Origin of the sequence: Pyxidicoccus fallax (genome assembly GCF_012933655.1) — a bacterium.
Taxonomy (GTDB): Bacteria; Myxococcota; Myxococcia; order Myxococcales; family Myxococcaceae; genus Myxococcus; species Myxococcus fallax.
Window position 1 is genome coordinate 1 of record NZ_JABBJJ010000247.1, and the last position, 19,024, is coordinate 19,024.

Sequence of the window (19,024 nt, forward strand, 5' to 3'; positions counted from 1 at the left end):
CTCCCCCACGGCCCCCCAGCGCCACAAGGGGGCGCTCCGGCCCGCGCCCGCTCCCACCGAGGAGGACACCACGGCGTCGGCCCTGCGCGAGGCGAGGAACCGCGGCACGGACATGCTGGTCGCGGGCGACCTGGAGGCGGCGCTCACCGCGTTCCAGCAGGCGGTGAAGGTGGCCCCGGAGGAGCCGTCGTGCCGGCAGAAGGTGGCCGAGGTCCTCCAGCGGCTGGGCCGGACGCGCGGCGCCATCGCCGAGTACGAGGCGGCCGCCAGGGCCTGGGAGAAGCTGGGCTGGACGCTGCGCGCCGTCGCGCTGTGCAAGGTCATCCTCCAGCTCGACCCGGAGCACGCCAGGGCCCGCGCCCTGCTGGCGGAGCTGCGCGTCCGCCGCGGGCTGCCCCTTCCCGGCGACGAGGCCCAGAAGGAGTCCGCCCAGGCGCCCCGCACGCCGCCCCAGGCCCCGCCCGTCTGGGAACAGCGCTCCGAGGTGGTGACGCACCTGGTGCGCAGCAGCCCCCTCTTCTCCCGGCTGTCGCAGCCGGTGCTCCAGTCGGTGCGTGACGCCTTCACGCCGTGCACGGTGGACGCGGGGGAGCAGATCCTCACCCGGGGGCAGGCGGCCCAGGCGCTCTACCTCATCCTCCGCGGGCGCTGCACCGTGTTCCACCAGCACGTGGACGGCCACGAGACGGCCTACCCGGACCTGACGGAGGGCGACGTCTTCGGCGAGGTCTCCCTGCTGCGCAGCAAGCTGGTGACGGCCTCCGTGCGCGCCGCCACGCCCTGCCTGCTGCTGAAGCTGGAGCGCGCCGCCTTCGAGCAGCTCCTCGAGGCGGAGCCGGAGCTGCGCCGCGAGCTGCAGCGCATGGGCGCCGAGCGCCTGTGGCGCACCACGCGGCTGCTCACCGGGCGCGCCCCGGCCGCGGAGGACGCGGGAGCGTCTCGCCCTTCGGAATGACGGAATGACGGAGCCGGGTCGAAGCTGACCGGGCCGACCCGGCCCACCGGTGGGACTTCCCGCCTCCCCCCGCGGGGAGTCCCACCGGGTGCTTGTGCTAGACAGGGGACCCGGGACGGGCCACCGCGACGGCGGGGCCCTGTGCACGGGAGCGGCGCGGTGCAGATTCTCCAGGTCGTCATGAATCCGGGGATGCCTGACGAGCAGGTCTTCCCGCTGGGCGATGGCATCACCCTCATCGGGCGTGACCTGGAGAATCAAATCTCCATCCTGGACAAGAGCCTCTCGCGCCAGCACGCCCGGCTCACGAGCGCCGGCGGCAAGGTGTTGCTGACGGACCTGCAGAGCAAGAACGGCACCTTCGTCGGCGGCGTCCGCATCACCAGCCGCGAGCTGCACCCCGGGGACACCTTCATCTGCGGGGCCGTCACCTTCCGCCTGCTCAGCGTGGCCGAGCCGTCCGTCAGCCCCACGATGACGCACGACTCGCGGGCGCTCTCCCAGGTCACCCTGCAGGACCTGCTGGGCGCCCACATGGACAGCGGCCGCTCCTCCGCGCTCAAGCTGGGCACCACGTCCTCGGCGGAGCGGGACCGGGACAAGCTGCAGATCCTCCTCAAGGTCAGCCAGTTCCTCTCCTCCCCTGGCACCATCGACAACCTGATGGAGCGCTCCCTGGAGCTGGTGTTCCAGGTGCTGGAGGTGGACCGAGCCGTCATCCTCCTGGTGGACCCCAGCTCCGGCACCCTGCGGCCCCGCGTCGCGCGGACCGCGGACGGCTCCCGGGAGCTGGCCCACATCTACAGCCGGCACATCACCAGCTACGTGCAGCGCCACGGCATCGCGGCCCTCTTCGCCGACGCGCGGTTGGACCCGCGCCTGGACACGGCCGAGTCCGTCGTGCAGCAGTCCATCTACGCGGCCATGTGCGCCCCCCTCAAGGGCCGCGAGCAGCTGTTGGGCGTCCTCTACCTGGACAACCTCCGGCGCCCCGAGCGCTTCTCGCAGGAGGACCTCGAGTTCCTGTCGTCCTTCGCCAACCAGGTGGGCATCGCCCTGGAGAACTCGATGCTCTACAAGCGCATCGAGCAGGAGGCCGTCCGCCGCAACAACTACCAGCGCTTCTTCCCGCCCAGCGCGCTGGCCCGCCTGGAGCAGTCGTCCTCAGTCATCGAGCTCGGCGCGAAGGAAGCCGAGGTGACGACGCTCTTCTCGGACATCTGCGGCTTCACCCACCTCTCCTCGCGGATGCGGCCCGGCGAGGTGGTGGACATGCTCAACGCCTACTTCCCCACCATGGCGGACATCGTCTTCGAGCAGGAGGGGACGCTTGAGAAGTACATCGGCGACGCCCTCATGGCCACCTGGGGCGCGCCCTTCTCCCACCCCGACGACGCGGACCGCGCGCTGCGCGCCGCCGTGCGGATGCAACAGGCGCTCCTGCGGCTCAACGAGCAGCGGGGCGCGCGGCACCAGGAAGCGCTGCAAATCCACATCGGGCTGAACAGCGGTCCAGTGGCCGCGGGTAACATCGGCTCGCAGCGTTTCCTCCAGTACGCCACCATTGGTGACACCACCAACGTCGCCAGCCGCGTGTGCAGCGCCGCGGGCCCTGGGGAGGTTCTCATCACCCAGAGCACGAAGGAGCGGCTCGCCGACCCCAGCTGGAAGTTGGAGCTCCTTCCCCCCACTCCCGTGAAGGGCAAGGACGCGCCGCTGACGCTCTACCGCGTGCACTGGAACGGCTGAGTCCCCGACGCGAACACACCCTGCGTGCGCGGTCAGTCTTGACACTGCTGCCACCGCATGGCACTTACACGCCTGACGATAATGAGAACCATTCTCATTATCCGGGTCATCCCCGGGACGGCTGCTTCCGGAGAACAGGCGAGAAGTTCCCATGGGAACAACGTCCAGAGTGGCGCTGGTAACGGGTGCCGCGCAGGGCATCGGAGCGGCGGTGGCGCGGTTGCTGGCGGCGGATGGAGTGGCCATCGCCGCGCTCGACATGAACGAGGTGGGGCTGGCGTCGGTGGTGGAGGAGCTGCGCGTCCGCGGGTGCAAGGCGGCGGGCTACCGGGTCGACGTGAGCGACAGCGCCGCGGTGGAAGCGGCCGTCGAGCGCATCGAGCGTGAGCAGGGCCCCCTCTCCATCCTCGCCAACGTGGCCGGCGTGCTGCGCATGGCCCCCACCGTGTCGCTCAGCGACGCGGACTGGGCCGCCACCTTCGCCGTCAACACCCACGGCGTCTTCCACGTCTCGCGCGCGGTGGCCCGGCGCATGGTGCCGCGGCGCGAGGGCGTCATCGTCACCGTGGGCTCCAACGCCTCCAGCGTGCCGCGGATGCAGATGGCCGCGTATGCCGCGTCCAAGGCCGCGTCCACCATGTTCACCAAGTGCCTGGGGCTGGAGCTGGCGCAGCACGGCATCCGCTGCAACGTGGTGTCCCCCGGCTCCACGGACACCGCCATGCAGCGCGCGCTCTGGACGGACGAGCGCGGCGCCGAGGCGATGATTGCCGGCTCGCCGGAGACCTTCCGCGTGGGCATCCCCCTGCGCCGCATCGCCACCCCCGACGACATCGCCCGGGCCGTGCGGTTCCTCGCCTCCGACGAAGCGCGCCACATCACCCTGCACGACCTCTGTGTCGACGGTGGCGCCACGCTGGGCGCCTGACTCCCTCTCCTCCCCCTCTTTCCTGGCAGCGGTCCACCTTCATCCGGAAATTGAGAATGATTACTAAAGCCAGTGTCTCTTCCCCCCAGATGCTCGCCGCGCAGTTGCTGGAGAGCTACGAGGCCGGCTCTTCGTTCTTCTTCGCCACGCCCCGGCGGACGATTCTGGCGCGCGGCACCTTCGCCACCGTGCCGCACACCGCGGGCGCGGACGCGCTGGAGCGGCTCCCCTCGCGGGTGGCGGCGGTGCTCGCCGACGCGCGGCAGGCGGACCATGACATCCCGGTGGCGGTGGGCGCGGTGCCCTTCGACGGTACCGTCCCCGCGCAGCTGGTGGTGCCCATGACCATCCAGCGCGCGGGCCCGCTGGTGTTCGACAAGGACGTCCAGGTGCACCGCCCGCTGGGCGCGAGCTACACCGTGCAGCCGGTGCCGGAGCCCTCCGCGTACGCGCAAGGCGTGGAGCGGGCCCTGACGCTGATGAAGAGCGGGCCGCTGCGCAAGGTGGTGCTGTCGCGCTCGCTGCACCTCAGCGCGAACTCGCCCATCGACCTGCGGCAGCTCCTGCGCAACCTGGCCTGGCGCAACCCCTCCGGCTACACCTTCGCGGTGGACCTGCCGCCTTCCGCGGACGGCGCCTCGGCCCAGCGCACGCTCATCGGCGCCAGCCCCGAGCTGCTCGTGTCGCGCAACGGCTTCCAGGTGCTGGCCAACCCGCTGGCGGGCTCGGCGGCGCGCAGCGCGGACCCGATGGAAGACCAGGAGCGGGCCCGGAAGCTGATGGCCTCGGAGAAGGACCTCCGGGAGCACGCGGTGGTCATCGACGCCGTCGCCGAGGCGCTGCGCCCCTACTGCAAGACGCTGGACGTGCCGGCGGGCCCGTCCCTCGTGAGCACCGCCACCATGTGGCACCTGTCCAGCCGCATCACCGGCGAGCTGGCGGACCCGTCCATCTCCTCGCTGACGCTGGCCGCCGCGCTGCACCCCACCCCGGCGGTGTGCGGCTACCCGACGCGGCTGGCGCACGAGGCCATCGGCTCCATCGAGCCCTTCGAGCGTGGCTACTACACGGGCGCCGTCGGCTGGTGCGACGCGACGGGCGATGGCCAGTGGGCCGTCACCATCCGCTGCGCGGAGGCCGACGAGCGCACGCTGCGGCTCTTCGCGGGCGCCGGCATCGTGGTGGGCTCCACGCCCGAGTCCGAGCTGGCGGAGACCGAGGCGAAGTTCCGCACCATGCTCCAGGCCATGGGCCTGGGCCCGAGCGTCGAGGCGCAGCGATGAGCACCGCGGCCGACAGGCTCCCGGGCTGCCCCACGTGGCCCGAGGACTTCGCCGCCCGCTACCGGGCCGCTGGCTACTGGCGTGGAGAGACGTTCGGACAGCTGCTGCGCGAGCGGGCCCGGAGCCACGGCCCGCGCACGGCGGTCGTCGCAGGGAACCAGCGCTGGACGTACCAGGAGCTCGACGAGCGCGCGGACCGGCTCGCGGCGGGCTTCCACGCCCTGGGCATCCTCCCGAGGGACCGCGTGGTGGTGCAGCTCCCCAACGTGGCCGAGTTCTTCGAGGTCATCTTCGCGCTGTTCAGGCTGGGCGCGCTGCCGGTCTTCGCGCTCCCGGCGCACCGCGCTTCGGAGATTGGCTACTTCTGCGAGTTCACCGAGGCGGTCGCCTACGTCATCGCCGACAGGTTCGGCGGGTTCGACTACCGCGCGCTGGCCCAGCAGGTCCAGGCGAAAGTCCCCACCCTGAAGCACGTCCTCGTCGTGGGCGACCCCGGTCCGTTCACCGCGCTGAAGGCGCTGTACGTCACCCCGCCCACGGAGCTGTCAGCACCGCCCCGGGCCGACGACGTGGCGTTCTTCCAGCTCTCCGGGGGCAGCACCGGCGTGCCCAAGCTCATCCCCCGCACACACGACGATTACCTCTACAGCGTCCGCGCCAGCGCTGAGATCTGCGGGCTGGACGAGACGAGCGTGTACCTGTGCGCCCTCCCCGCCGCGCACAACTTCCCGCTCAGCTCGCCGGGCACGCTCGGCGTCTTCCACGCGGGCGGCACCGTCGTGATGGCGCTGCACTCCAGCCCGGACGTGGCCTTCCCGCTCATCGAGCGCGAGCGCGTCACCCTCACCGCGCTGGTGCCTCCGCTGGCGATGATCTGGATGGACGCCGCGAAGGCGCGCCGGCACGACCTGTCCAGCCTGCGCATGCTCCAGGTGGGCGGCGCCCGGCTGAGCGACGAGGCCGCCCGACGCGTGCGCCCCACGCTGGGCTGCGCGCTGCAACAGGTCTTCGGCATGGCCGAGGGACTGGTCAACTACACCCGCCTGGACGACCCCGAGGAGCTCATCGTCACCACCCAGGGCCGCCCCATCTCCCCGGATGACGAGGTCCGCGTGGTGGACGACGAGGACCGCGAGGTGGCGCCCGGTGAGACGGGCCACCTGCTGACGCGCGGCCCCTACACCATCCGCGGCTACTACAAGGCGGAGGCGCACAACGCCCGGTCCTTCACGTCCGACGGCTTCTACCGCACCGGCGACCTCGTCCGGCTGACGCCCGAGGGCTACCTCGTGGTGGAGGGGCGCGCGAAGGATCAGATCAACCGCGGCGGCGAGAAGGTCGCGGCCGAGGAGGTGGAGAACCACCTGCTGGCCCACCCCTCCGTGCACGACGCCGCGGTGGTGGCGCTGCCCGACCCGTTCCTGGGCGAGCGCACCTGCGCCTTCGTCATCCCGCGAGGCGCGCCTCCGGCCGCCACCGTCCTCACCGCGTTCCTGCGCGAGCGGGGACTGGCCGCCTTCAAGATTCCCGACCGGGTCGAGTTCATCGACGCCTTCCCGCAGACCGGTGTCGGCAAGGTCAGCAAGAAGGCGCTGCGTGAGGCCCTCACCCGCGCTTCCCCCTCCAACACCCGCTGAGCTGAAAGGACCCCCTCCATGGCGCTCCCCGCCATCGCCCCCTACCCCATGCCCGGCCCGGCCGACCTGCCCAGGAACAAGGTCTCCTGGACGCCCGAGCCCCGCCGCGCCGCGCTGCTCATCCACGACATGCAGCGCTACTTCATCAACGCCTTCGCCGCCGGCCAGTCCCCGGTGACGGAGCTGGTGAACAACATCCGCCGGCTGCGCGAGCACTGCTCCGCGCTGGGCATCCCCGTCGTCTTCTCGGCCCAGCCGGGCGGGCAGACGCCGGAGCAGCGCGGGCTGCTGCTGGACTTCTGGGGCCCCGGCATCAACGCCGGTCCGGAGCAGAAGCAGATCATCGACGCGCTGGCGCCCGCCCCGGGCGACATCCTCCTCACCAAGTGGACCTACAGCGCGTTCCGGCGGACGGAGCTGATGGACGTGATGCGCGAGCGCGGGCGCGACCAGCTCCTCATCTGCGGCATCTACGCCCACATCGGCTGCCTGCAGACGGCCAGCGACGCCTTCATGAGCAACGTGCGTCCGTTCCTCGTGGCGGATGCCCTGGGCGACTTCTCCCTGGCGCACCACCAGCTCGCGCTGAGCTACGCGTCGCAGCTGTGCGCCGTCACCACCACCACGCAGCAGGTCATCGACTGGCTCGGGCCCCGTCCCTCCGCCGCTGCTCCCGCGCCGAGCCTGCTCCAGCTCCGCGCGGATGTCGCCGAGGTGTTGCAGCTGTCCGCGGCCGAGCTGCGCGAGGATGAGAACCTGCTGGACCGGGGACTCGACTCCATCCGCATCATGAGCCTCGTGGAGCGCTGGAGGAGCGCCGGCACGGAAGTCACCTTCGTGGAGCTGGCCGAGCGGCCGACCCTCGCCGAGTGGTTCGCGCTGATGTCCCAGGCCCGCCCCGCCGCTCACCCTTCCTAGCGAGTACCGTCCCATGAGCGACTCACAGCCCGCGGGCTGGCCCCTCTCCGCCGCCCAGCATGGCATCTGGGTGGGCCAGCAGTTCGACCTCAAGAGCCCGGTGTACAACGCCGGCGAGTGCATCGAGATCCGCGGGCCGGTGGACGCGGGAGTCTTCGAGTCCGCGCTGCGACAGGCCGTTGGCGAGGCCGAAGCCCTGCACTCGCGCTTCGTGCCGGGGCCCACGGGCCCCGTGCAGTACGTGGAGCCCCGGACGGACTGGCTCCTGCGCGTGGCGGATGTCAGCGGGACGCCCGACCCGTGGGCGACGGCGCACGCGTGGATGCGGGAGGACCTGACCCGGACCGTCGACCTGGGCACCGGGCCGCTCTTCGCGCAGGCGCTGTTCAAGGCCGCGCCGGACCGCTGGTTCTGGTTCCAGCGCATCCACCACATCGCGATGGATGGCTTCGGCTTCTCACTGCTGGCGCGGCGGGTGGCGGACCTCTACACGGCGCGCATCACCGGACGTCCCGCCCCGGTGGGCTTCGGCCCCCTGCGCCCCGTGCTGGACGAGGACGCGGCCTACCGGGCGGGGCCCCAGCTCGAGGCCGACCGCGCCTTCTGGGTGGGCCGCTTCGAGAAGGGCCCCATGCCCGTCAGCATCGCGGAGCCCGCGCCCATGTCGGCCACCTTCGTGCGGCAGATGCAGCACCTGTCGCCGGCCGAGGTAGAGCGCATGAACGCCACCGCGAGGCAGGCCGGACTGACGTGGCCGGACCTGGTGCTGGCGACCACCGCCGTCTGGCTGAACCAGCTCACGGGCGCGCCGGAGGTGGTGCTGGGCCTGCCGGTGATGACACGCCTGGGCTCGGCGGCCATCCGGGTGCCGTGCATGGCGATGAACATCGTGCCGCTGCGCGTGGCGGTGCGCCCGGACGCGGGGCTGTTCGCGCTGGCCCGCGACGTGGCCACCGAGGTGCGCGCCATGCGGCCCCACCTGCGCTACCGCTACGAGCAGCTGCGCCGGGACTTGCGGCGCGTGGGCGGCAAGCGCCGGCTGTTCGGCCCCGTGGTCAACCTGATGCCGTTCGACTACGCGCTGCGCTTCGCGGGGATGCCGGCCGTCGCGCACAACCTCTCCGCGGGCCCCGTCGAGGACCTCTCCATTGGCATGTACGCCCGGTCCGACGGCAGCGGGATGCGCGTGGACTTCGACGCCAACCCCGCGTGCTACAGCGCCCACGAGCTCCGCTCCCACCAGCGTAGCTTCCTCAAGCTCCTGGAGTCGCTCATCACCGAGCCCGAGCGCCCGGTGGGCCCGACGCCCATGGGGCGGAGCCAGCCGTCGCCGGAGGCTTCGTCCAGCACGGCCGCGGCCATCGACGGTGGGCCCCTTCCCGCTCCGGTCCGTCCGGTGCTGGAGCTGTTCACCGAGCGCGCCCTCGCGCAGCCCGATGCGATTGCCGTGGAGCATGGCCCGTACCGGCTGACCTACCGCGAGCTGCACCAGTCCGCGAAGGGCCTCGCCGACCGGCTCATCGCCGAGGGCGTTCGCCCGGACTCGCCCGTGGCGGTCGTGCTGCCACGAAGCCTGGATGCCATCGTCGCCGCTTGGGGCGTGCTCTTCGCGGGCGCGGGCTACCTGCCGGTCGACCCGTTCGGGCCCCTGACGCGGACCGCGTCCATCCTCGAGGACGCCGCGCCAGGCCTCATCGTCACCACGACGGAACAGGGCCTGACGCCCGGCGCGGGACCGCTCGCTCCGGGCAACCTCGTCGTGAAGCGACCGGCCGTTTCCGCCTCACGGGCCGCCTCGGCGCCTCGGACCGATGAGGACCGGCTGGCCTACGTCATCTACACCTCCGGCTCGACGGGACAGCCCAACGGCGTGCAGATCGACCGGAGCGCGCTGGCCCACTTCGTGGCGGGCGCGACGCATCACTACGGGATGCGGGCCGATGACCGGACGCTCCAGTTCGCGCCGCTGCACTTCGATGCGAGCGTCGAGGAAGTCTTCCTCACCCTGTGCGCGGGCGCGCGGCTGGTGCTGCGCACCGACGAGATGCTCCAGTCGGTGCCGAGGCTGCTCGACGCGTGCGCCGAGCACGGCATCACCGTGCTCGACCTGCCCACGGCCTTCTGGCACGAGCTGGCCTACAGCGTCTCGACGGGCTCGGCCCGGCTGCCCTCCTCCCTGCGGACGGTCATCATCGGCGGTGAGGCCGCGCTGCCCGAGCGCGTCGCCCGCTGGAAGGCCACCGTCGGCGACCAGGTCCGGCTGCTCAACACCTACGGCCCCACCGAGGCCACCGTGGTCGCCACCGCCGCCACGCTCAGCGGTGGCAACGGAGACGAGGCGGCGTCCTCCCTCAACGAGGTTCCCATCGGCCGGCCCCTCCCGGGCGTGCGCGCGGTGCTCCTCGACGCGGAAGGACGGCCCGCGGCTCCGGGCGACGAGGGCGAGCTGTACCTGCTCGGCGGCGGCCTGGCCCGGGGCTACCTCGGACGCCCGGAGCTGACCGCGAAGCGGTTCACCGTGCTCGACACGCTGCCCGGCGCGCCGCGCGCCTATCGCACCGGAGACCGGGCCCGGCTCCGCGAGGACGGACAGCTCATCTTCGTGGGCCGCGTGGATGACGAGTTCAAGATCAGCGGCCACCGCATCGACCCCGCCGAGGTGGAGACGGTGCTGCTTGGCCACCCCGGAGTGCGCGAGGCCGCCGTCGTCGGCCAGGTGCTCCCGAGTGGCGCGCGGCGGCTGTGCGCGTACCTCGTCACCGAGTCCCCCGCGCCCTCCATCGCGGAGCTGCGCCGGCACGTGCAGGCCGCGCTGCCCGCGCCCATGGTGCCCGGCGCGTTCGTGTTCAGCGAGCGGCTGCCCCGCACCAGCACCGGGAAGATCGACCGCTCCGAGCTGCGCCGCGCGGCCGTCCCCGAGGAGTCCGCCCCGGCCTCTCCAGCGGCCTCCGGGCTGGAGCAACTGGTGCTGCGCGTCTGGGAGCAGGTGCTGGGCATCAGCGGCGTGTCGGCGGAGTCCGACTTCTTCGACCTCGGCGGCCAGTCGCTCCAGAGCATCCAGGTGGCGAACCGGCTCAGCGTCGAGCTGGGACGCGAGGTGCCCGTCGCCACGGTGTTCCGCCATCCGACCGCCGCCGCGCTGGCGCGGGCGCTGGAACAGGGCGCGGACGTGGCTCCCGAGGCCGCTGGCCTCACCGCCGCCATGCTCGCGGATGCCGAGCTGCCCCTGGACGTCGTCCCGTCGCTGCATGCGACCGAGGTCCTCCCGGCGCCGCTGCGGCAGGTCGTGCTCACCGGAGCCACGGGCTTCGTCGGCGCGCACCTGCTGGACCAGCTCCTCCGGCAGACGCAGGCCCGGGTGGTCTGCCCCGTGCGCGCCCGCGACGAGGCCCATGCGATGGAACGGCTTCGCGAGGCCCTGTCCTCGCAGCGCCTGTCCACGGACGGCCTCTCCGAGCGCGTGGTGGCGCTCCCGGCCGACCTCACCCAGCCCATGATGGGACTCGCGGCCGCGCGGTTCCACGGGCTGGCCTCCGAGTGCGACGCCGTCATCCACAACGCCGCGGTCGTCAGCGTCGTGCGCGAGTACGGCAGCCTCCAGGCGGTGAACGTGCGGGGCACGCGCGAGCTGCTCCGGCTGGCCGCCGCCGTGCGTCCCAAGCCCTTCCACTACGTGTCCACCCTGGCCGTGGCCCCGCAGGCGAACCTCAGCCCCGAGGTGCCCGAGGACTTCGTGCCCGCGCACCCCGGCCTTCGCGACGGCTACCAGCAGAGCAAGTGGGTCGCGGAGCGGCTCGTCCAGCAGGCCGGTGAGCGCGGGCTGCCCGTGGCGGTGTACCGGCTCGGCCGCGTCACGGGCGCGCCCGACACCGGCCTCGTCAACCCGCAGGACCTCGTCTGGCGCATCCTGCGGGCCGGAGTCCCCGTGGGCGCGCTGCCCCAACTGGACGTGGGCGAGACGTGGACGCCCGTGGACTATGTCGCGCGGGCGCTCGTGCGGCTGGCCCACACGCCGTGGCACGGCACGGTGTTCAACCTCACGCCGACGCCAGAGGTGCGCCTGTCCGAGCTGTTCGGCTGGGTGCAGGACTTCGGCTACCCGGTCGAGCTGCTCCCCGTGGGTGCCTGGAGGGACCGCGTCGCCCAGCGCGCCGCGGGTGGCGACCACGGCAGCACGCTGGCCTTCTTCGACCTGCGCTCGGGCTCGGCGGAGCCTGCCTTCGGCCTGGGCCCCATCCGGTGTGACCGCGTGCACCAGGCGCTGGCCGGCACCGGCATCGTCTGTCCCCCCACCGACCGCGCCCTGCTGTTCCGTTACCTCGAGTACTGCGTCGCACAGGGTCTCCTCCCCCCACCTCCCGGCTCCAGGACTCCCCCTCGGAGCGGGCTCATGCTCTCTCACTGAAATGGCCCCGCTGTGATGAACCGAAACTGGACCCCTCGTTCGTGGCGGGAGAAGCCCGTCACCTGCCTGCCGGATGACTATCCGGACCCTCTCGCGCTCGCCCGTGTGGAGGAGCAACTGTCGCACCTGCCGCCGCTGGTGTTCGGAGCGGACGTGCGCCGCCTCACCGCACGCCTGGCCCAGGTCGCCGAAGGCAAGGCGTTCCTGCTGCAGGGCGGCGACTGCGCGGAGAGCTTCAAGGAGTTCACCACCGACAACATCCGCGACACCTTCCGCCTCATCCTCCAGATGGCGGTGGTGCTCACCTTCGCGGGTGGCAAGCCGGTGGTGCAGGTGGGCCGCATCGCCGGCCAGTTCGCCAAGCCGCGCTCCAGCCCCTCCGAAACGCGCGACGGCGTCACCCTGCCCAGCTACCGCGGCGACATCATCAACGGCATGGACTTCGACGCCCGTGAGCGCACGCCCGACCCCCGGCGCCTGCTCATGGCCTACCACCAGTCCTCCGCCACCCTGAACCTGCTGCGCGCCTTCGCGCAAGGTGGCTACACGGACCTGTGCAACCTGCACCGGTGGACGCTCGACTTCGTGGCCAGCAGCCCCCAGGGCGACCACTACAAGGGCCTGGCGGACAAGATCTTCGAGTCCCTGTGCTTCATGAGCGCGCTCAGCTCGAGCCCCGAGCCGCACGCCAACCCCGGCCCGGTGGACCTCTTCACCAGCCACGAGGCCCTGCTCCTCAACTACGAGGAGGCCCTGACGCGCCCCGATCCCGGCACGGGCGGCTGGCTCGACACGTCCGCGCACATGCTCTGGATTGGCGAGCGCACCCGCCAGCTCAATGGAGGCCACGTGGAGTTCATGCGCGGCATCCAGAACCCCATCGGCCTCAAGTGCGGCCCGACGATGGAGCCGGAGGAATTGCTGCGGCTGATGGACATGCTCAACCCGCGGGGCATCCCCGGGAAGCTGACGCTCATCGGCCGCTTCGGCTCGGACAAGGTCGAGGAGTGCCTGCCCCGGCTGATGGCCGCCACCCGCCGCGACGGGCGCCCCGTCATCTGGTCCATCGACCCGATGCACGGCAACACCCACAAGGCGAGCAACGGGTACAAGACCCGCTCCTTCGACCGCATCCTCGCGGAGGTGCACTCCTTCCTGCAGGTCGCCGCCGCCGAGGGCGTCCACCCGGGCGGCCTGCACCTGGAGATGACCGGCCAGAACGTCACCGAGTGCCTGGGCGGCTCGCTGCCCGTCACCGAGGACGACCTTTCCAGCCGCTATCACACCCACTGCGACCCGCGGCTCAACGCCGACCAGGCCCTCCAGCTCGCGTTCATGGTGGCCGAGGCGCTCCAGTCCCCCCGGACCACGCGCGCACGCGCCGCGTAGAAACTTCAGCCCATTCTTGACAGCCCCCGCCCAAGGCATCTACATGCTCGCATATTGAAAATGATAACCATTTTCACAATCGAGCAACCCGGTAGCAGGTGGAACCGGGTTTGGGGCAGGAACCTGTCGGGTAGCCTGCTGGTGGCGGGGCTGATGGCGGCGGGGCCTGTGCTCGCGGGGGCGCCGCAGGCGGAGGACGCGCAGCCGGCGCCCGCGGCACAGCGGCCCGCCGTGGAGCCGCCGCAGCTCCTGGAGTTCGCCGCGGCGGTGTACCCCGCTCAGGCCGAGCAGCAGCGGCTCGAGGCGAAGGTGCTCCTTCGGCTCACCATCGACGCCCAGGGCGCCGTCACGCAGGCGGAGGTGATGGAGCCCGCCGGGCATGGCTTCGACGAGGCGGCCCGTGAAGCCGCGCTCCGCTTCCGCTTCATGCCCGCGAAGCGTGACGGCGTGCCGATGCCGTCTCGCATCGCGTACAGCTACGAGTTCCGGCTGCCGGAGTCGGGGGCCGAGGCCGCACGCACTGGTACGCCCGTGACGTCTCAGACCGCTTCGTCCGGAACGGATTCCTCTTCCGCCCCCGCAGCCGGGACGCGGGTGCCCTCGTCCGGTGTGGGCTCTTCGTCACCCGCGCAGACCACGCCCGCCCAGACGGGTCACGCCTCGTCCGGAGCGCCCTCGTCGGCGGCCGCTCAGACCACGCCTGCCCAGACCGCAGCGCCCTCGTCGGTGGCCGCTCAGACCACGCCTGCCCAGACGGGCCCTGCCTCGTCCGGAGCGAGGTCCGCGACCACGCCCGCGCAGCCGGCGCCCCCCATGGATGCGTCCTCCACGACGGCGTCCACCGCTACGGCCGCGCAAGCGGCGCAGACCCCTCGGGATCCCACGTCCCCCTCTCCGGTCGCGTCCGGTTCCGAGGCACCCTCCTCTACCGCTCCGGTCGCATCCGCTCCCGACGCCACGTTCGAGGAGCCCATCGAGGTCACCGTCGAGGGCGAGTCCGAGGCGGAGCGCCGCCGGAACTCCGCCGAGGCCGTCCGGGTCATCGAGACGGAGCAGATCCAACGCGAGGCCGTGGACCTGGGCCAGGCCCTGTCGCGCACGGAGGGCATCACCGTGCGGCGCGCGGGCGGGCTCGGCAGCCGTGCGCGCTTCTCGCTCGCCGGCCTCTCCGACGACCAGATCCGCTTCTTCATCGACGGGGTGCCGCTGGAGCTGGCCGGCTACGGGCCGGAGTTCGCCAACGTCCCCGTCAACTTCGTCCAGCGCATGGAGGTCTACCAGGGCGTCGTCCCCGTGCGCTTCGGCGCGGACTCGCTGGGCGGCGCGGTGCAGATCGTCACCACCGAGGACGTGAAGGGCACCCGGGCCGCCGCCTCCTACGAGATTGGCTCCTTCGACACCCACCGCCTGACGCTCAGCGCCCGGCACCAGCACGAGCCCACCGGCCTGTTCGTCCGTGCCAGCGGCTTCTTCGACTCCACGCCGAACGACTACCGCGTGGACGTCGAGGTGCCGGACGACCGGGGCCGCCCCACCCTCACGAGCCTCCCCCGCTTCCACGATGCCTTCCGCGCCGGCGGCGGCTCCGTCGAGGCGGGCTTCGTGGACCGCCCCTGGGCCCGGCGCCTCCTGCTGCGGGCCTTCGCCAGCACCCTGTCCAAGGAAATCCAACACGACGTCACCATGGACACGCCCTACGGTGACGTGGACTCCAGCAGCGCCTCCGGGGGGGCCACGCTCCGCTTCGAGCAGACGTACGGCTCGGGCATCACCGCGGACGCGGTGGGTGGCTACGTCTACCGCCGCAGCCGCTTCACGGACCTGGGGACCTGCGCCTACGACTGGTTCGGCCGCTGCACCATCCAGCTTCCCCAGCCGGGTGAAATCGAGTCCCGCGCGGTCGAGCGCGTCGTCGCACAGCACACCGCCTTCGCCCGCCTCAACGTCGGGTGGACCCTCTCCGAGGACCACGCGCTCCGCCTCGCCATCTCGCCCACGTGGGTGACCCGCGACGGCGAGGACCGGGCCCTGCGCGCGCGCGGCGCCATCGACGCGCTCACCGGAGAGCGGCGCGTCTTCAACTTCGTCACCGGGCTCGAGTACGAGCACGACGCGCTCGACGGCCGCCTGGAGAACATCGCGTTCCTCAAGGACTACATCCAAAGCTCCCGAGCGGACCTGCTGCTGCCCTCCAACGAGTTCGCGCCGGCGGACCACGACCTCCACTACCTGGGCGTGGGCGACAGCCTGCGGTTCCGCCTGTCCGAGTCGCTCACCGCGAAGGCCTCCTACGAGTGGGCCTCGCGCATGCCCCGGCCCGACGAGCTCTTCGGAGACGGCATCCTCTTCGGCGAGAACCTGCTGCTGAAACCCGAGCGCAGCCACAACGTCAACCTGGAGCTGACGCTCGCCACGCCGGAGTCGGCGCGGGGCACCTTCCGGGGCAGCGTGCTGGGCTTCGGGCGGCTGGTGGACGACTTCATCCACCCGGTGGGGCGCGAGGGCTACTTCACCTACCAGAACGTCATCACCGCCCGCGGCCTGGGCGCCACGGGCGCCGTGGGGTGGACGTCGCCCGGCAAGCTCCTCGTGCTCGACGTCAACGCCACCTTCCAGGACCTGCGCAACACCTCCACCGAGGGCCCCTTCGGGGAGTTCGAGGGCCAGCGCATTCCGAACAGTCCCCACATCCTGGGCAACGGCAGCGCCCGCCTGAACTGGACGGGGGTGGTCAGCCCCCGCGACGAGCTCTCGCTCGCGTGGCACACGCGCTACGTCCACGCGTTCTTCCGCAGCTGGGAGCAGCTTGGCTCGGCGGAAACCAAGCATCAAATCGACGCGCAGTGGCTGCACTCACTGGCGCTCACCTACGTCACCCGCACCTCGCGCGCCACGCTGAGCTGGACGGTGGACGTGCAGAACCTCACCGACGCGGACGCCTACGACTTCTTCGGCGTGCAGCGTCCCGGGCGCAGTGTCGCCGCGAAGCTCATCGCGGAGCTCTGAAGCCCACGGCAGTCACCGACGAAAAACCGCAGCAGCCCTCCCCGCAGAAAGGTACTCCGATGAAGCCCTCCTCCTTCCGACTCTCACGCCTGACCGCCGCGGCGCTCGCGTTGTCGCTGTTCGCCGCGTGCGGCGACGACGAGAAGGAGCCCACTCCGCAGCCCCAGCCGCCGCCCGAGACGCCGATGTACGCGGCCGTCGCGCAGACGTCCGTGAACGGCGCGTCCACGAGCTACGTCGTCCTGACGGACAAGGTGGACCTCACCACGCCGCTGACGCTGGAGAACGCCATCGAGATTAGCGGCCGCGCGCTCGGCTCGGGCATCGCCAAGACGGGCTCGCTGTACGTCAGCAGCAGCGAGGGTGCCGACATCACCCGCTATGACCTGACGAGCGAGGGGCGCCTGGAGAGGAAGACCAGCGTCAGCTTCTCGGGCCGGGGCGTCAACAACATCAGCGAGTACCAGAACCAGTTCCAGTTCGTCTCCCCCACCAAGGCCTACTACTTCGACGGGCGCACCTCGCAGGTCATCGTGTGGAACCCCACCGAGATGACGGTCACCAGCGCCGTCCCCGTCGCCGGCCTGGCCGTCGAGGGCGGGACCACGACGTTCGCCACGCACCCGGTGCGCTCGGGGAACCTGGTCATCATGCCGGTGGGCTGGCGTACCTCCAACACCGCGGCTGTCATCAAGCGGGCCGGCGTCATCGTGGTCGACACGACGACTGACAGCGCGACCCTGGTGGAGGACCCCGACGCCCGCTGCGGCTACGTGCGTGACGGCGTCGTCGGCCCGGACGGCATGGTGTACCTGGGAACCGAGGCATACGGCGCGGCGGCGTACCGCGTCGCCGGTGGCAGCACGCCGGTGCCCTGCCTCCTGAAGTTCAACCCCCAGACGCGCGAATTCGACAGGCAGTTCTTCCGGGAGCTGAGCTCCTTCACGGGCGGCGGGACCACGGGCGCGCTGCTCCCCGGCCCGCAGGGCACGGCGTACCTGCGCGTCCTCAACGCCAACTACGCCATCGGGCCGAACACCTCCGCGCGCACCGTGGCGAGCGCCGCGGAGTGGGGGTGGTGGCAGCTCAAGCTGGACACGCTCGTCGCCACGAAGGTGGACACCCTCCCGGCGAGCACCGGCAGCACCTTCCTCTTCAACGCCGCCGACAACCGCGTCCTCTTCACCGAGTTCGCCAACAACTCCAGCACGACGAACTTCCGTGAGCTGACGGACCACAGCGGCAAGGTGGCCTTCAGCACCCAGGGCCTCGCCTTCTCGTTCCTGCAGCTGCGCTGAGCCGTACCCCATCCGGCGCCGGAGGGAGCCCTCCTCCTCCGGCGCCGTGTGTCTTCCTTGGTTCAAGCAAGAGGAACACGACGATGCCCATCGTGGATGTCATCAAGAATGTCTTCGTGCAGTGGGGCGCCAACTGGGTCCTCTGGCTGCTCTTCGCCCTGTCGCTGGTGAGCCTCGGCATCATCGTCGAGCGCTGGCTCGTGTTCCGGAGCAAGCAGGACGTCATCCGCGAGCTGTCGCGCTCCCTGGAGGAGACGCTCGCCACGGGTGACTTCGCCCGCGCGCTGGCGAAGCTGGAGTCGCGCACGTCCGTGGGCGCCATGGTGGCCCGCGCGGGCCTGCGCCTCGCGCCCCAGGGCATGACGGCGGCCGAGAAGGGCATGCAGGGCGCGCTCGCCCTGGAGCGCTCCACGCTGGAGAACCGTCTGGCCTTCCTCGGCACGCTGGGGAACAACGCGCCCTTCATCGGGCTGTTCGGCACCGTCATCGGCGTGCTGCTCGCCTTCGAGGAACTGAGCCGCTCGCAGGCGGCGGCGGTGGGTGGCCGCGCCACGAGCCAGGTCGCTTCGAACGCGGTCATGGGGAGCATCGCGGAAGCGCTGGTGGCGACGGCCATCGGCATCGGCGTCGCGCTGCCCGCGGTCGCCGCGTACAACTACTTCCAGCGGCGCATCGCGCAGATCCTCTCCGACACCGAGGCCCTTTCCAACCTCGTGCTGGCCTACGTGTCCGTGCGCGAGCGCAATGGGGCGGGGCACTAGCCATGGCCGGAGGAACCCAGCCCCGCGGCGGCATCATCGAGGGCATCAACGTCACGCCGCTCGTCGACATCATGCTGGTGCTGCTCATCATCTTCATGGTCACCGCGAGGCTGGTGGACAGCCCCGCCGTGCCGCTCGACCTGCCGCAGGCGTCGCAGAGCGAGGATGTGCAGACCCTCTTCGCCGTCTCCATCACCCCGGACGGGACGCTGCTGCTGGATGGCGCCATCACGAACGCGGCATCGCTGCGGGAGCGGGCGCGGCAGGCGCTGGCGAGAGATCCGGAGCTTCGCGCCGTCATCCAGGCGGATGGCTCCGTTCCGCACCGGCAGGTCATCGCGGTGCTGGATGGGCTGAAGGAAGCGGGGCTCACCCGGGTGGCCTTCGGCTCGGTCCGTCCCGAGCCCGCCACGCCGAGCGGCGAAGGCACCACGCCCAACGGAGCCGGACGTGCGAACCCCTGAGTCGCCCTCCCCGCGCGACGCGGGCACGGAGAGCATCGCGGACCTCATCCTCGGGCCGGAGGGCCCGAAGCGCTCCCGGGGGCTCGTCTGGGCGGTGCTCGCGACGGTGTCCCTGCACGGCGCGGCGGGAGCACTCGCGTGGCAGGCGTGGCGGAACGGCGCGTCGCGCGCGCCTCCGGCGCCCCCGCCCCGGCCCACGCTGCACGTGGACCACGTGGTGGACCTGAAGCC

General features: G+C 71.7%; 12 protein-coding genes and 1 pseudogene. All 13 read left to right on the forward strand.

Annotated elements, in window-relative coordinates; genetic code table 11:
- Positions 1 to 955: cyclic nucleotide-binding domain-containing protein (locus HG543_RS37330; protein ID WP_169349697.1), on the forward strand; the 955-nt coding region annotated here is incomplete at its 5' end.
- A gap of 192 nt (positions 956 to 1,147) precedes the next feature.
- Positions 1,148 to 2,704, forward strand: coding sequence for an adenylate/guanylate cyclase domain-containing protein (locus tag HG543_RS37335; RefSeq protein ID WP_246357565.1), 1,557 nt, complete (start codon positions 1,148 to 1,150; stop codon positions 2,702 to 2,704).
- A 151-nt stretch (positions 2,705 to 2,855) separates the two neighbouring features.
- Positions 2,856 to 3,632, forward strand: coding sequence for a 2,3-dihydro-2,3-dihydroxybenzoate dehydrogenase (locus HG543_RS37340; protein WP_169349698.1), 777 nt, complete (start codon positions 2,856 to 2,858; stop codon positions 3,630 to 3,632).
- Positions 3,633 to 3,688: 56 nt separating this feature from the next.
- Positions 3,689 to 4,915 (forward strand): isochorismate synthase DhbC, encoded by a 1,227-nt coding sequence (gene dhbC / locus HG543_RS37345; protein WP_169349699.1) that lies wholly within the window; start codon positions 3,689 to 3,691, stop codon positions 4,913 to 4,915.
- Positions 4,912 to 6,552, forward strand: a complete 1,641-nt coding sequence (locus tag HG543_RS37350) for a (2,3-dihydroxybenzoyl)adenylate synthase (RefSeq protein ID WP_169349700.1) — start codon at positions 4,912 to 4,914, stop codon at positions 6,550 to 6,552. Before dhbC ends, HG543_RS37350 begins: the two co-directional genes overlap by 4 nt.
- 18 nt (positions 6,553 to 6,570) lie before the next feature.
- Positions 6,571 to 7,470, forward strand: a complete 900-nt coding sequence (locus HG543_RS37355) for an isochorismatase family protein (RefSeq protein WP_169349701.1) — start codon at positions 6,571 to 6,573, stop codon at positions 7,468 to 7,470.
- A 13-nt stretch (positions 7,471 to 7,483) separates the two neighbouring features.
- Positions 7,484 to 11,875, forward strand: coding sequence for a myxochelin non-ribosomal peptide synthetase MxcG (gene mxcG / locus HG543_RS37360; protein ID WP_169349702.1), 4,392 nt, complete (start codon positions 7,484 to 7,486; stop codon positions 11,873 to 11,875).
- A gap of 12 nt (positions 11,876 to 11,887) precedes the next feature.
- Positions 11,888 to 13,264 carry a class II 3-deoxy-7-phosphoheptulonate synthase gene (locus HG543_RS37365; protein ID WP_169349703.1) on the forward strand — a complete coding sequence of 459 codons (1,377 nt, stop codon included), beginning with the start codon at positions 11,888 to 11,890 and terminating at the stop codon, positions 13,262 to 13,264.
- Between the two features lie 153 nt (positions 13,265 to 13,417).
- Positions 13,418 to 16,270, forward strand: a complete 2,853-nt coding sequence (gene mxcH / locus HG543_RS37370; RefSeq protein WP_246357566.1) for a TonB-dependent siderophore myxochelin receptor MxcH — start codon at positions 13,418 to 13,420, stop codon at positions 16,268 to 16,270.
- 59 nt (positions 16,271 to 16,329) lie between these two features.
- On the forward strand, positions 16,330 to 17,568 hold the full coding sequence (locus tag HG543_RS37375; protein ID WP_169349704.1) for a DUF4374 domain-containing protein: 1,239 nt from the start codon (positions 16,330 to 16,332) through the stop codon (positions 17,566 to 17,568).
- An 83-nt stretch (positions 17,569 to 17,651) separates the two neighbouring features.
- The gene (locus HG543_RS37380; protein ID WP_169349705.1) at positions 17,652 to 18,329 is read left to right on the forward strand and encodes a MotA/TolQ/ExbB proton channel family protein; all 678 of its coding nucleotides are present in this window, start codon (positions 17,652 to 17,654) and stop codon (positions 18,327 to 18,329) included.
- A gap of 2 nt (positions 18,330 to 18,331) precedes the next feature.
- Positions 18,332 to 18,793 (forward strand): ExbD/TolR family protein, encoded by a 462-nt coding sequence (locus tag HG543_RS37385; RefSeq protein ID WP_169349706.1) that lies wholly within the window; start codon positions 18,332 to 18,334, stop codon positions 18,791 to 18,793.
- Positions 18,780 to 19,024, forward strand: a pseudogene (locus HG543_RS37390) (ferric siderophore ABC transporter substrate-binding protein); the annotation flags it as partial. The gene HG543_RS37385 and the pseudogene HG543_RS37390, both read left to right, overlap by 14 nt.

Bases quoted from the DNA above. Each gene is read 5' to 3' on its own strand.
- HG543_RS37335 (WP_246357565.1), top strand. From the start codon at position 1,148: ATGCCTGACGAGCAGGTCTTCCCGCTGGGCGATGGCATCACCCTCATC.
- HG543_RS37340 (WP_169349698.1), top strand. From the start codon at position 2,856: ATGGGAACAACGTCCAGAGTGGCGCTGGTAACGGGTGCCGCGCAGGGC.
- dhbC (WP_169349699.1), top strand. From the start codon at position 3,689: ATGATTACTAAAGCCAGTGTCTCTTCCCCCCAGATGCTCGCCGCGCAG.
- HG543_RS37350 (WP_169349700.1), top strand. From the start codon at position 4,912: ATGAGCACCGCGGCCGACAGGCTCCCGGGCTGCCCCACGTGGCCCGAG.
- HG543_RS37355 (WP_169349701.1), top strand. From the start codon at position 6,571: ATGGCGCTCCCCGCCATCGCCCCCTACCCCATGCCCGGCCCGGCCGAC.
- mxcG (WP_169349702.1), top strand. From the start codon at position 7,484: ATGAGCGACTCACAGCCCGCGGGCTGGCCCCTCTCCGCCGCCCAGCAT.
- mxcH (WP_246357566.1), top strand. From the start codon at position 13,418: ATGGCGGCGGGGCCTGTGCTCGCGGGGGCGCCGCAGGCGGAGGACGCG.
- HG543_RS37375 (WP_169349704.1), top strand. From the start codon at position 16,330: ATGAAGCCCTCCTCCTTCCGACTCTCACGCCTGACCGCCGCGGCGCTC.
- HG543_RS37380 (WP_169349705.1), top strand. From the start codon at position 17,652: ATGCCCATCGTGGATGTCATCAAGAATGTCTTCGTGCAGTGGGGCGCC.
- HG543_RS37385 (WP_169349706.1), top strand. From the start codon at position 18,332: ATGGCCGGAGGAACCCAGCCCCGCGGCGGCATCATCGAGGGCATCAAC.